The sequence below is a fragment of the Corynebacterium yonathiae genome (genome assembly GCF_027570195.1).
Classification (GTDB): domain Bacteria; phylum Actinomycetota; class Actinomycetes; order Mycobacteriales; family Mycobacteriaceae; genus Corynebacterium; species Corynebacterium yonathiae.
The window spans coordinates 1-12939 of record NZ_JAKMUZ010000001.1 but is presented as its reverse complement, the minus strand read 5'-3'; the positions used below and the strand labels follow the sequence as shown (position 1 = coordinate 12939).

General features: G+C 56.4%; 15 protein-coding genes. 1 reads left to right on the top strand and 14 read right to left on the bottom strand.

The window, feature by feature from the left end; genetic code table 11:
* Positions 1-82 precede the first annotated feature (82 nt).
* Entirely contained in the window at positions 83-649 is a 567-nt protein-coding gene (locus L8V22_RS00075) for a GNAT family N-acetyltransferase (protein WP_238802111.1), read from the top strand.
* Here L8V22_RS00075 and L8V22_RS00070 read toward each other — a convergent pair.
* The 14 genes from L8V22_RS00070 to L8V22_RS00005 form a co-directional block, all read right to left on the bottom strand.
* Entirely contained in the window at positions 646-1443 is a 798-nt protein-coding gene (locus L8V22_RS00070) for a segregation and condensation protein A (RefSeq protein ID WP_238802110.1), read from the bottom strand. The genes L8V22_RS00075 and L8V22_RS00070 overlap by 4 nt on opposite strands.
* A gap of 6 nt (positions 1444-1449) precedes the next feature.
* The gene (locus tag L8V22_RS00065) at positions 1450-2322 is read right to left on the bottom strand and encodes a ParA family protein (protein ID WP_238802128.1); all 873 of its coding nucleotides are present in this window, start codon (positions 2320-2322) and stop codon (positions 1450-1452) included.
* Positions 2323-2449: 127 nt separating this feature from the next.
* Positions 2450-3103, bottom strand: coding sequence for a hypothetical protein (locus tag L8V22_RS00060; protein ID WP_238802109.1), 654 nt, complete (start codon positions 3101-3103; stop codon positions 2450-2452).
* Positions 3066-3452: a hypothetical protein gene (locus L8V22_RS00055; RefSeq protein WP_238802108.1), complete on the bottom strand. Its 387-nt coding sequence runs from the start codon at positions 3450-3452 to the stop codon at positions 3066-3068. The genes L8V22_RS00060 and L8V22_RS00055 overlap by 38 nt, the downstream gene beginning before the upstream one ends.
* 12 nt (positions 3453-3464) lie before the next feature.
* Positions 3465-4355: a site-specific tyrosine recombinase XerD gene (gene xerD, locus L8V22_RS00050; RefSeq protein ID WP_238802107.1), complete on the bottom strand. Its 891-nt coding sequence runs from the start codon at positions 4353-4355 to the stop codon at positions 3465-3467.
* Positions 4352-4990 (bottom strand): NUDIX domain-containing protein, encoded by a 639-nt coding sequence (locus L8V22_RS00045; RefSeq protein ID WP_238802106.1) that lies wholly within the window; start codon positions 4988-4990, stop codon positions 4352-4354. The genes xerD and L8V22_RS00045 overlap by 4 nt, the downstream gene beginning before the upstream one ends.
* A 3-nt stretch (positions 4991-4993) precedes the next feature.
* Positions 4994-5896, bottom strand: a complete 903-nt coding sequence (locus L8V22_RS00040) for a copper transporter (protein ID WP_238802105.1) — start codon at positions 5894-5896, stop codon at positions 4994-4996.
* Between the two features lie 3 nt (positions 5897-5899).
* Positions 5900-7051: a putative cytokinetic ring protein SteA gene (gene steA / locus L8V22_RS00035; protein ID WP_238802104.1), complete on the bottom strand. Its 1152-nt coding sequence runs from the start codon at positions 7049-7051 to the stop codon at positions 5900-5902.
* 18 nt (positions 7052-7069) lie between these two features.
* Positions 7070-8740, bottom strand: coding sequence for a DNA repair protein RecN (gene recN, locus L8V22_RS00030; RefSeq protein WP_238802103.1), 1671 nt, complete (start codon positions 8738-8740; stop codon positions 7070-7072).
* Entirely contained in the window at positions 8740-9624 is an 885-nt protein-coding gene (locus tag L8V22_RS00025; RefSeq protein WP_238802102.1) for an NAD kinase, read from the bottom strand. Before L8V22_RS00025 ends, recN begins: the two co-directional genes overlap by 1 nt.
* On the bottom strand, positions 9621-10427 hold the full coding sequence (locus tag L8V22_RS00020) for a TlyA family RNA methyltransferase (protein ID WP_238802101.1): 807 nt from the start codon (positions 10425-10427) through the stop codon (positions 9621-9623). The genes L8V22_RS00025 and L8V22_RS00020 overlap by 4 nt, the downstream gene beginning before the upstream one ends.
* A complete protein-coding gene (locus tag L8V22_RS00015; protein WP_238802100.1) occupies positions 10427-10588 on the bottom strand; it encodes a hypothetical protein in 162 nt (53 codons plus the stop codon). The genes L8V22_RS00020 and L8V22_RS00015 overlap by 1 nt, the downstream gene beginning before the upstream one ends.
* A complete protein-coding gene (locus L8V22_RS00010; RefSeq protein WP_238802099.1) occupies positions 10579-11562 on the bottom strand; it encodes an HAD-IIA family hydrolase in 984 nt (327 codons plus the stop codon). Before L8V22_RS00010 ends, L8V22_RS00015 begins: the two co-directional genes overlap by 10 nt.
* Positions 11562-12371 (bottom strand): tetratricopeptide repeat protein, encoded by an 810-nt coding sequence (locus L8V22_RS00005; protein WP_238802098.1) that lies wholly within the window; start codon positions 12369-12371, stop codon positions 11562-11564. Before L8V22_RS00005 ends, L8V22_RS00010 begins: the two co-directional genes overlap by 1 nt.
* Positions 12372-12939 lie beyond the last annotated feature (568 nt).

Here is a 12939-nt window from a genome sequence, read left to right as displayed (position 1 = left end):
CAAGTCTACTGAAGAGGAAAATACCTCCCGCAATTTCCTAAATCACTTTAATTCTCTACTGTGACTCGGCTAACATGTGGTCATGGAAACTATTACACGCACTGACAGACTCATTCTCATCCCCTTGTCCGCCGCCAATACTGAAGAGGCCCACAAGGTCTACAGCGACGGGCGAATTTGGAGCCACCGTCCCGATGGCCGCTTCGCCGATATTCGCACCACGCGTGCGCTCGCACAGGCGTCCTCCCAGTCTTGGGACGCCCACCACTTTGGACCATGGGCCGCCTACATGCGCCACAATCCTTCTGAATTCATCGGAGTAGGCGGCGCTATCTACGTTGAAGGCGGAAACTTCTGGGACATTAAATACCGCCTGCGCCCGGCCCACTGGGGTGCCGGATTTGCTACAGAAGTCACGTCGGCGGCGCTAAAGAGCATCCGACAAGTGGACCCCGACTCCCCTGTCACCGCCCGCGTTACGACGAACCACCCGGCAGCCATCCGGGTTATCGAAAAACAAGGCCTGCAACAGGTGTGGGAGGGGCGCCGTGTGGGCACCGAAGACAACCCAGAAGAGCCGGACGTACGTGTCTATGCTGACCGGGAGCTCTCCCCCGAAACACTGAATTTCATTCAGCAGCGCCCTTAATCCCAGTTGGCAGCGGCAACTACCGCTGGGTCCACGTCCAGACCTGTCCACGATAGGTCCAGCGGTCCCAGCGCTTCTTCTTGTTGTGCATCGACAGCCTTAGCCTTGTACAACTCCAAAAGAGCAAGAAACCGGCCCACCACCTGCATAGAAACCGTACAGTCGCGAGTCAGTGCCCCAAAACTTGTCCAGTGGCCGGCGCCTAGCAGTTTGAGTGTTTCTAAGATCTTGCCGGCTTGCTCTGGCACCGACACCGCCACGGCATGAACGTGGCCGGTAGCCACCTCCTCAGGCGGCTTAGGGCGGAATACTCCAGCGGCGAGCTCGGCAAAACTGGCTGGCGTATGGCCAAGCGCGACGGGAGGCAAAAGCTCCGCGAACTTCTCTTCGATTGCCACCGCGCGCGGATAGCTGCGCTGCGCTTCGCGCTGCCACACGGCGAATTGATCCGCTGCTTGTTTATAGGCTTTGTACTGCAAGAGGCGGGCAAAAAGAAGGTCTCGCGACTCTAATAGCTCCAAGTCTTCAATATCGTCCACGTCGCCTCGCGGAAGCAGTCGCGCCGCTTTTAGATCCAAAAGCGTGGCCGCCACCAAGAGAAAATCCGTAGTCTCATCTAGGTCCGCTGATTCTCCCAGCTGACGCGTATAAGCCACGAACTCATCGGTCACCTCTGAAAGCGCAACGTCGGTCACGTCCATTTTTTTGGACTGGATGAGCTGCAAGAGCAGGTCAAAAGGGCCCTCAAAATTCCGCAGCGCAATGCGAAAGCCCGTAATCTCCGGCTGGGTCACGATACCTTAAACGGTTGAACGCTCAATGACCTCTTTGGCCAAGTTGCGGTACTGCTGCGTAGCCGGGGAGTTTGGTGCCCAGGTAGTAATTGGTTCACCGGCTACCGACGTTTCCGGGAAGCGAACGGTACGAGTAATTACGGTGTCAAAAACCTTGTCGCCAAAGTAGTCCACCACGCGGGACATTACCTCCCTAGCATGCTTGGTGCGGCGATCAAACATGGTTACCAAAATGCCCATGACCTCAAGGTCAAAGTTGATGCGATCTGAGACTTTTTCAACAGTATCGGTCAACAAAGCCAAGCCGCGGAGGGAGAAAAACTCGCACTCCATGGGAATAATAACGCCCTGTGAGCAGGCAAGGGCGTTGACGGTCAAAAGACCGAGGGAAGGCTGGCAGTCAATAATGATGAAGTCATAATCACGACGAACCGGGCGCAAGGCACGGGCAAGTGTGTGCTCGCGACCGACCTCATTAACCATCTGAATTTCCGCAGCGGACAGATCAATATTGGCCGGAACCAAATCCAAGCCCGAAACCCCAGTGTGCTGAATCGCGGAGTGAATGGAGGTGTGACTATCGAGCATCACATCATAGATGGTGTCTTCTATATCGTCATGCGTGAGCCCAAGACCCGCCGAAAGCGCGCCCTGGGGGTCAAGGTCAACCAAGAGGACTTTACGGCCAAATTCGGCAAGGCAAGCGCCCATATTAATGGTGGAGGTAGTTTTACCCACGCCGCCTTTTTGGTTACACATCGAGATGATCGTGGCCGGCCCATGCTTTTCCAAGGGTGCGGGTTCTGGCAACTCGCGGATAGGACGACCGGTCAGCCCCACCTCTACATCAGAGGCAGAAAAGAGACCCTCTTCGCTCACAGTCACACCTGCTTCCTTGACGCCAAGTTCCGGACCATGACACTTGGCTTAGGGTTGATTACAACGTTGTCATTAAAGCGTACCCGCTACAGCAAGCAAGTACCGAGACTTAGTTTATATCAAGCTTTTAGCGTTGACTAGAACGGCGTTTGAGCGCGACTACTAGATCAACTAGTACGATAAGTACTGCCGCAGCTGCCCCTCCAATAATCCAGCCCAGATGGGAGCCCTCATTCTCATCCTTGGGTTCTTCTTGTTGCCGCTTATCGAGGTTTTCTGGCGCAGATTGATAATTAAGGTCCTGCAAAGTAACGATCAGGGCGGCACCAGAACCATCATTGCGCAACAACTGCATAATGAAGGGATTATCAGGCGCTTCTCCCTCTAGATACGTCAGAGTGAGGGTGCGTGATGACGCATCGACGTCGCGCTTTGCTCCTTGGAAGATATTGCCTTCTCCATCGAGGTAACGCAGCTTAACGTCGTTTTCCTCCGTGTCCTTGAACTGCTGGTAGAGGTCATAGGCCTGCTTGAGCCCCATCTTCGCAGTAATAGTATTGCCTTCAATATGGGATTCAAGGTTGACGTATTCTGCGCCCCCAAGGTTGGCTTCCCCTGCAGGCTTACGTTCGGGTTTTTCACCTGGGACTACCGGGAGATTTTCCTTCCCCTTCGCCGGCGCAGGCTTTTCCACCCCGCCTTCGGATCCCTTGTCTGCTGGGGCATTGCCGCCTTCAGCCGGCTTATCCGTTGCCCGGGCCAGGCGCTGGAGCTGGAGCACCCTCTGCACCGTCGATTTCGTCTTGAATGTCGCCCTCCGAGACCGAACCATCGGCGACGAGCGTGAGAGTCGCATTCATGCCTTGAGCAGAAACGGGGACCGAGATCTGGCCGCCTTCAGCCGGCGCGGTGATAGTAGCGGAGGTACCAGAGGCGGAGACATTCCAGCCATCGCCCGAGTAGCTGGCCTCGGCGGGCACGGGCAAGCTCACGGTCGTGATCTGGCCGGCCGGAACCGAAATAGGGGCAGCAATAGCGGCTTCTACCTCCGGTGGCAGCTGGGCATGCGCCACCGCAGGGAAAACCAATGCGGCAGAAAGCACCGCACCGGCAACACGAGATGAAAACATATAGGTCCTTTCTTAAGCACGAGGGTGCGCAGTGCGCCACACCTCGCGCAGGGAATCGGCAGTGACGTGAGTATATATTTGCGTTGTCGTCACCGATGAATGTCCCAGCAATTCTTGCACGGTGCGCACATCTGCGCCGCCTTCCAGCAAGTGCGTCGCAAAAGAATGCCGTAAGGTATGCGGCGAAATGGATTTGTCCAGCTCGACGCGCTGCGCAGCCGTCTTTAAAACCGCCCATGCGCTCTGACGCGATAACGCTCCACCGCGGGTATTGAGAAAAAGCGCCGGCGTCTTGCCTTTGCTCAGCGCTGGGCGTGCCCGCACCAGGTAGGCATCGATAGCTTTTCGGGCGTGCGAGCCCAAGGGCACAATTCGTTCTTTGTCTCCTTTACCCCGCAGGCGGATTACCTCCTGCGCGGCAGAAACGTCATCAACATTTAGGGAGATTACTTCCGAGATTCGTGCACCGGTGCCATAGAGCATTTCCAGTAAGGCATGGTCGCGCACATCCACCGGGGTTTCTGTGGGAATTGCTTCAATAAGTCCACTGACCTCGTCCACCGATAACGTCTCGGGCAGGTGCTGCCCGGTTTTCGGAGGGGTTACTTCAACTGCAACGTCGATGTCTACAACGCCTTCTGCCACAGCGAATTTATGCAAGCCGCGTGCAACGATGAGCGCGCGATTGGCTGAGGACGCCGCCATTGTGGAGCGCAAGTGCTTGAGATAAGCCTCCACCATCGGGCGCGTCACCGCTCGCAGGTCCTCTACTCCGCTGTCATTCAACCAGGCCAGGTAGCGGCGGACATCGCGGCGATAATTACTCAACGTATTCGCAGAAACGCCGCGCTCGACCGCGAGATGGTTCAGCCACGTTTGCGCTACGTCTTCGAGTGCACTCACAGCTTCTTTAGGTCCGCGCCCGTGCGGCGGGAGCTCATCGACGTCGGCCGCAGGGTAAATGGCTCCTCCACGCTGCGGGTCTCCTTGCCGCCGCGCAAAACTGCGTAGGCGGCCAAGATACCGCTGCACGCGATGGAGTTGACGATTTCGCCTCTCAGCACTCTATCGACGGCATCGTCTAGCTTTACCCATGCGATTTCCATATCGGCTTCTTCATCCCCAGTAACCTCCATCCGTGGGACGTTGCTAAGGCCCGAGGCTAGGAATACGCGGACCGCCTCTTCACAGAATCCGGGTGAAGTCACCAGGTCCGTCAGCACGGACCACTTCTGTGCGCTTAAGCCGGCTTCTTCCTGCAATTCGCGTTGCGCACCGGTTAGCTCATCTTCACCACGTACATCGAGCAATCCTGCCGGCAGCTCCCATAAACGCTTGCCCACGCTATGACGGTACTGATACACCATCGCAATACGCTCGTCTGGGTCCATAGCTACTACAGCTACCGCCCCCAGGTGCTCGACTACCTCACGGGAAGCGGACACATCGCCGGGCATTACCACTTCGTCGCGGCGAAGGGCGAGAATGGGGGCGTCGACAAGCAGCTGCGAATCAAGCACCTTGAAGTCATGCGCCATGGGTTACTCCTTTCCCGGCAGGGCAGAATCTGCTGTTTCGGCGGCACCATAATCGCCCTGGCCGCCATCGAGTTGCTCCTGGGTAGCCAAGATAACCGCGATGCGCTCCAAAGCCCGCTCTGTGCTATCGACCGTAGACAACTTCGCATCCTGATCGCGCACCTGGGCTAGTGCTTTATCATCCTGAGTCTGCTTAATGCGCCCGCTCAGCACCACGGATCCATTAACATCATCTAAGCCGGTAGCAAATTCCGCCAGGGCGCCGGAGGGGTAGCCGCGCAGGCCGCTACCAGAAACCACAATAATGGCTTGAGCGGGAACGATGGTTCCATCCTCATAGTCGATAAAGCCCTCGTCGCGCAGCTCGTGGAGCAGCTCCGCTCGTTCTTCTACCGAGGCCAAAGGCTTCGTGCTTTCAGGGTCCATAGACAGTGCAGTACCCAATACCTCACCGCTGAGGGCGCCTGCCGATTCTGGGCCCTTAGTATCCGCCTTCTTGGGCGCAGCGTCCTTCAAGATGGGCACGAGCTTATCTTTAGTCTCCGGGCGCAGGAAATCTTTGGTCAGCTTAATCTCACCGGCCTCGGTGGCATCGGAAGACTCCAACAGCTTCCTAATGGCATCCACGTCGCCGCCATTGGCATCATCGGTAGTGACGATGAGCACTGGGCGTTGAGACAAAGTACCATCAACCAATTCTGCGCCAGAACCGGCCACTATCTTATCGCTAGCTTCATTCTGGGTCTGGAGAATCTTATTGTCTTGGACCACCTTTCGGTGCTCCTCGCGGATCGGATCGTTGTCGGCCGTGCTGGTGGTCAGGTTGGGTGCGATTACCAACGCGCCCAACGCTACGCCTACTGCGGCCCCGAAGCCCAAACCTGCTATAAGCTCAGTCTTTGCCATGCTCTATGCGCCCCCAAAGAGGCTGGACCAGGTTTCGCTGAGGTTGCTAGCAAAGTCCTGGCTGCCGCCAAAGCCGACGATGAGGATTACCGCCGCAATCGCAACCAGGATTCCTAGCAGCGCCCACAACCAGCCGAGGTTGGATGAAGGTGCACTGTAGAGATTAATCACCGCATCCGCGTCCACTACCTTCGTGCCGGCCTTGAGCCGGGAAAGTACCGCCGAGGGATTGGTACGATCCGCAAAAATATCATCGAGGTCTACCCCACCGCCGGCTTGCACGATAAGGTCCGCACCGTGATAGTCAGCAAATAGCAGGCCCAAGTCAGTACCTGAATGCGTTGCAGCTGGAAAGGTCATGGCGCCAATCCCGAGATCCTGGATGCGATCAAGGCCTTCTGCCTCGCCTTCCGGATCCGCGGGTACGACCACGCGGGCTCCGCAACGCAGGGCCTCATCGCTCACACCATTGGGATCACCGATGATGAAATCTGGCTTATAGCCCTGTGCCAGCAGAGAGTCTGCCGCCGCTCCTACCGTGATTAACAGCGGCTCATACTCGCGGATAAAGTTTCGCAGCTGCTTAAGCTGCTCGCGGTGCCGGTCAGTCGGCGAGAACAGGATTACCTTTCGGCCGGCAATCTCAGAGCCGGAAGCGGGGACCCCGAGGCCGTCGATAAACAGCGGGCCCTCCGAGTTAATAAAGTCAATGGAATTGCCGAAGAAGGATTCCATGTGGTCAATGAGCGCTCCCTGCGCCGAAGTGAAGTTCTTCTCTGCTCGTTCCCGAGTAACCACGCGTCCGGTTCCTAGGGCCTTGTCTCCGCTAAAGACCGTACCGTCCTCTCCGATACGCGCCTTCTTTCCTTCCTTAAACTCAGAAACGAAAGACTGGCCAACGCCCTCTACGAGGGCAATGTCGGCGTCGAGCAAGATGTGCGGACCATAGTTGGGGACCGTTCCGGTAGAAAAATCCGCCACATTAATCACTGCGGAGGGCTTAAGGTCTACGAGGGTCTGAGCCTCGTGGCGAGAAATATTTGCCGCATCAATTACGGCGATATCGCCTTCACTAAACTTTTTCATCCCTTTGGCACCCGGAGTGCAATCACGCAGCACACCAGGCTGATCGGGGTTACGGGAAAACAGAGCCATGGCCCTATTTTGGCGTGATTATGAGTGCGAGTGGGTGAGGCGCGCGGAAGCTTCTTCCTGTGCGCGGTCAAAAAGCTCTTGCGCGTGCGCGCGGCCGGTCTCAGTATCATCCAAGCCTGCCAGCATGCGGGCCAATTCCTCTACACGTTCTTCCTGCGATAGTTCTGCCACACCGGAGGTAAATTTCTCCTTAGAGACATGTAAATGAGCATCAGCGTACGCGGCCACCTGCGGCAGGTGTGTCACCACAATAACCTGGTTGTGCACGGCCAAGCGTGCCAGGCGGCGGCCGATCTCCACCGCAGCACGGCCGCCCACCCCGGCGTCTACCTCATCGAATACCAGCGTGGCGCCGTCTTCTTCCGCCAACACAACTTCCAAGGCCAACATGACGCGGGAAAGTTCACCGCCTGAAGCAGCGGACGCAATGGGTTTGCCGTTTAACTGCAGCTCAGCCGCGTCGGCGCCAGATTTAGAGTATTTCGCCTGCGCAAGCTCCACCGTCAAGGTGGAATTTGGCATGGCCAGGCCATGGAGCTCTCGCGTTACCTGCTCTCCAAGGGCCTTTGCCGCTTTCCGACGCCCCTTTGTCAGCTCCCCAGCCCGCTCGATCATTACCGACTCAGCATTCTTGACCTGCTTTTTCAATTCCTCGAGAGCTTCTGTGGAGGTATCCATGGATTCGAGCTGTGCAGCGGCCTTATTGCGCCACGCCACGACGCCATCAATATCCCCAGCATATTTTCTGGTCAATGTGCGCAATTCTTGCTGCCGCTGCAAGGACTTCTCCAAAAGGTGCGGATCCGCCGGCAACCCCGCCAAATAGCCCCCAAGCTCTCCGGAAATATCCCCCAGCTGCGCGGTGATCTCGCTGAGTCGCTCACCTAATGCTGCCAATTCCTTATCGGTCGATCCTGCCAATGCCGAAACCGCCCGGCCCAGCAAAGCTGAGGCAGCTTCCTCCATTTCCTCAGTTCCATCGATGGAAGCCAGCGCTACCTCCGCGGATTCGCGAAGCCCATCGACGTCTTGCAGCTTGCGAACCAGCTGCACCAATTCCTCGTCCTCACCGGGTTCCGGGGCGATACCATCGATCTCATCCACCGCGAATTGCAGGCGGTCGACCTCCTGGGCGAGTTCGCGGCGCTGTTCCGTACGCCGCTTATAGTCCTTGGCCAGGCTGCGCCATTTTTTAAAAGCTTCGGTATAACGCTGGCGCACGCCCGCCAATTTTGGATCTGCTCGGTCTACAGCGCCGAGTTGCTCCTCAGGCGCAAGCAAACGAAGCTGATCATTTTGTCCGTGGACCGTAATGAGCTCGCGCGCGAACTCGCCCAACGTTGCCGCCGGTACCGCGCGGCCGCCCAAATAGGCTCTCGATCTACCAGCGGCAGAAACCGTACGCGAGACGATGTATTCGCCATTCTCATCAGCATCCCCGCCAACTGACTCCACCAGCTCTCGGATGGATTCCCTCGAGGAGGAAAAATGGCCCTCCACTGCGGCCTTCTTGGCACCATCACGTACCCGGGAAGCATCTGCGCGTCCACCTGCTAAGAGCCGCAATCCAGTAACCACCATGGTCTTACCCGCACCGGTCTCACCGGTAAGCACGGTCAGACCTGCGGATAGCTCCGCAGAGCTCTGGCTAATGACGCCCAGATCATTGATGGAAATATCGACGAGCACTACTTCTCCTTCGGTCCGCGCCACCCTTCTACGGGCAGGCGCAGCTTCGACACTAAACGGTCAGTAAAAGGTTGGTCATCCAAGCGTACCCACCGCACCGGATGCTCGCCCCGCACGACCTCCACGCGAGCACCTGGTGGCATTGCGAATTCGCGGAAACCATCCAAAATTACGGTAGCCGGGGTAGTACGCATCGTGGATTCAACCGCTACCAAGGAATTAGGCGAGACAACCAAGGGCTTGGTAAAGAGTGCATGTGCATTGTTCGGCACTACCAAAATCGCATCAAGCGAGGGCCACAGCACCGGACCACCTGCGGAAAACGCATAAGCGGTCGACCCAGTAGGAGTGGAGATAAGCACCCCATCGCAGCCAAAAGAAGACACCGGCCTGCGGTCGATTTCCAAAATCGCGTCCAAAACGCCGGATCGGTTTTGATTTTCCACCGATGCCTCGTTCAAAGCCCAGCTGCGATTGAGAAGATTTCCTTCTTCATCAAAGATTGACACATCAATAGTAAGACGGTCCTCAATGCGGTACCTCTTTTCGATCACCCGCACCAAAGCCTGGTCAAGAGACTCGACCTCCCACTCAGCCAGAAATCCTACGTGTCCGAGGTTGATCCCCAGTACCGGAATATCTACGGCACGCGCCATATCCGCAGCACGGAGGAAAGTACCATCGCCGCCCAGTACCAACACCAATTCGCACCCTCTGGCTGCATCTTCGGTGTGGAACACATGCTTCAATCCCGGCAGCACATTCTCGTCCGCGCACACCCGGACGGTAATTCCCGCATCCTGCAATAGCTCCGCCGCACGCGACGTCGCCTGCAGATTCTCCTTGCGGTTGGCATGAGGAACCAACAGGATTTCTCGTGTCATTGCGGGCCTTCCTCGACTGCGCGGTCAATCATTTCTTCCACTTTAGCCAGATCCGTGGGCCGACCGTCCTTTTTCAGCCACAGGAAGTACTCCACATTTCCACTCGGCCCAGGCAGAGGAGAAGCTACCGCGCCATGCATGCTCAACCCGAGCGACAAGGCAAACTTAGCTACTTCCTTGGTTACTTCTTTGCGCAGCTCAGACGAACGGACCACGCCACCGCTTCCCAAGCGGTCCTTTCCAACTTCAAACTGGGGCTTTACCATTGGCAGCAACCACGCCCCGTCTTTTAGACACTGCACAATGGCGGGCAATACGAGCCGGAGCGAGATAAAGGACAGGTCTCCTACCATGCCGTCGCAAGGGCCGTCGGTAAGCTCAAGCGTCAGATTACGGATATTGGTGCGATCTAAAACCTTCACGCGTTCATCATTTTGCAGCCGCCAGAGCAACTGCCCATACCCTACATCCACAGAAAGTACTTCCTGCGCCCCGTGTTCCAAACACACGTCAGTAAAGCCACCCGTAGACGCGCCAGCATCGAGAATGCGACCATTCATGTCGACGTCAAACGCCGCCAAGGCCCCTAAAAGCTTATGTGCACCGCGGGAAGCCCACTTATCTTCTTCCGCCTCTTCGACCTTGATTGAGACTTCGGGCTCTACAATCGAGGCCGGCTTGTGTGCCTTGAAGCCACCGACTGTAACGCGCCCCGACTTAATCATTTCTCGGGCTTGTTCACGCGATCTAGCAATCTTTCGGCGCACCAGCTCTGCGTCTAATCTACGACGTTGTGGGGGCATTAGTTCTCCTGCAAAGCATCGCGCAACACATTATGGGCGCGGTTGAGCTGATCAACTTCAGCGACTAAATCCGCCGCATCTTCTCCCAGAATCTCCGCTATTTCAGCATCGATCTCTGCCGGTTCCTTTACGGCCCGAAAATCATGTGGCTTTACCGCCATTGCGCAACTACCTTCTCCGCACGCTCACTACGCGGTTGAATATAGCGCGGAGGAGACGGCATGGCCCACGCCACTTCCAAGACAGTGCGCAATGCCTGAATCGACGTCGATTTTTCATCCCCGCCTTCCAGCAAAAGGTCGTGTCCATCACACCGCGCTGTAAACCCGCCCTGTGCTCCTGGACGCGCGACGGATACTGGTAGCGCCAATTCATGCATGCCGGCGCCAACGAAATTAGGACGTGACTCCACAGGAGTTTCAATGAGCTCCAATTCTCCTGAGACGCCGGTGAGTACATGAAAGGTATCCATGGCAGCGGAATTGCCACCAGCAATATCTGTATCCAAGCGGTCACCTACAGCAAGCGGCTTCTTTGCGCCGATCTGTTTAGCCGCAAAGGTGAACATGGCGGGCTCTGGCTTGCCTGCAGAAACCGGCTCTACTCCAGTGGCAGACTGGATAGCAGCCACCAAGGAGCCGTTACCTACAGCAAGACCTCTCTCGATGGGCAACGACGTGTCCAGGTTCGAAGCAAAGAACTTTGCTCCCTGCCTAATAGCTAGTGCTCCTTCAGTCAACTGCTCCCAGCCAACAGAGCGATCGAAGCCCTGTACAACGGCAGCAGGCTTATCATCAGCGCTGTCGACCACGACAAAACCATTGTCTCGGGCCAAATCACGGAGAGGATCAGCACCAATTATAAGAAGTTTTGAACCGCTGGGAACTTCCTCTGCCGCTAGCTGCAGGACCGCTTGTGCAGAGGTCACGATGTGCTCCTTGCCCGCCTTGAGCCCAATATCCTCCAGCATCTTGGACACTGCCTCTGGGCTGCGCGAAGCATTGTTGGTCACATACACCGCCGGTACGCCGCACGTATTAATCACGTCCACCACATTAGAAAGAGGGTGCCCGCCTTCCCACACGGTTCCGTCTAGATCAAGAAGTAGAGCATCGTGCTTGCTAAGTACCGTCACTACTTACACTCCTCTAAGCGTTCAGCAGCATCGGTCCAGTCACCCTCATCAATTGATACGGCGTGCTCAAACCACTCCTTAGCCTCGTCCTTGCGACCTGCTTCCAGCAGAGCATTGCCATACGCATAAGCGAGACGGCAGGCGCTTACCCCGCGGGCAGTGCGGTCCGGCTGAGCGCGTTGGATAGTGACAACCGCGGACTCAGCCTGGCCCATATCTAGGCGGGCGCCGGCTAGAACAATAGCTAGCTCAATCTTAGATTCCTCATCAAGCTCAGCTGCCTCATCTGCACGGCCCAATTCGAGTGCCTTTTCCGGGCGGCCTAGGCCACGTTCGCAATCAGCCATCACAGCAAGCATTCCAGGCCCACCCGAAATGCGGCGCGCGGCACGCAGCTCAGCCAATGCTTCCTTCCACTCTCCGGCGCGATACGCAGCAATACCATTGACTTCTCGAGCAATTGCCACGCGGCCAGCTCGATCCTTAGCAGCGCGGGCATGACGCAGGGCAAGCTTAGGATCGTCTTCCATCCACGTTGCGGCCATAATCATATGCTTGGCAACGGCCTCGGAGTTTTCTTTCGACAGAGACTTCAAGTCCTGCAGAACCATCGGGTCAAGGTCGTTGACATCAACCTCTGCCGGGATGTCTGGATCGCTCATGCGACGATTGATTCGTTCCTCACGGTAACCGGAGCGTTGCGGCGAAAAAGACTTCTTCTTGCGAGAGTCACCCTTAAAACCACGGCCTTTATTATTGCGTGGCTTGCGGTCACGTCCACCTCGCCCATTGTGATTGCGCTCCGACATTCAGCCCTACCCTTTCTTGGTTGGAACTAGCACAGATATATCGGCACTATTCTACAGCTTCTAGGAACAAAGCCGGAATTTAGATCGCGCCTGTCAGGTGCAATGGGAGCCTTACCTTGCTAACCGAACATCCTCTGACACACACGTTGCGGAAGAACCAGCCTTTTCAGGCATGATCAAAGCGCCTGTTAGATCTTCCATAGTCAAGGCCGGGTAGCCAATCATCGATTCAACGGCACATCGCCCCATATTGTAGAAGGGACTGCTACTTAGCAAGACTCATATAGCAGTCGCACACGCCGGGGCAATAATTTCTGGGCATATCGCTCCACACTGAGCTCCCAACAGTACTTGGGGCCTCGTAAGGTGGATAAAAAGTTACCTCCAAGGTCTCTTACAGCCATTTTGGCTTATACGCTACAGCCAAGATAAAACAGCCGGGAACAGTAGGACGCTGGTAGTTGTGCTGTGTTGTGCATGGCTTAGGCTCTTTGAAAGAGTGTGTAAAACGCAAAAAACCGTAGGGCTACACGGACGTGTAAACCTACGGCTTCTGTAATATTTTGTT

Coding starts and splice junctions, on each gene's coding strand:
- L8V22_RS00045 (WP_238802106.1), bottom strand. CDS start 4,990: ATGGCGCATGACTTCAAGGTGCTTGATTCGCAGCTGCTTGTCGACGCC.
- L8V22_RS00005 (WP_238802098.1), bottom strand. CDS start 12,371: ATGTCGGAGCGCAATCACAATGGGCGAGGTGGACGTGACCGCAAGCCA.
- steA (WP_238802104.1), bottom strand. CDS start 7,051: ATGGCTCTGTTTTCCCGTAACCCCGATCAGCCTGGTGTGCTGCGTGAT.
- L8V22_RS00040 (WP_238802105.1), bottom strand. CDS start 5,896: ATGGCAAAGACTGAGCTTATAGCAGGTTTGGGCTTCGGGGCCGCAGTA.
- L8V22_RS00055 (WP_238802108.1), bottom strand. CDS start 3,452: ATGTTTTCATCTCGTGTTGCCGGTGCGGTGCTTTCTGCCGCATTGGTT.
- L8V22_RS00075 (WP_238802111.1), top strand. CDS start 83: ATGGAAACTATTACACGCACTGACAGACTCATTCTCATCCCCTTGTCC.
- L8V22_RS00020 (WP_238802101.1), bottom strand. CDS start 10,427: ATGCCCCCACAACGTCGTAGATTAGACGCAGAGCTGGTGCGCCGAAAG.
- L8V22_RS00015 (WP_238802100.1), bottom strand. CDS start 10,588: ATGGCGGTAAAGCCACATGATTTTCGGGCCGTAAAGGAACCGGCAGAG.
- L8V22_RS00025 (WP_238802102.1), bottom strand. CDS start 9,624: ATGACACGAGAAATCCTGTTGGTTCCTCATGCCAACCGCAAGGAGAAT.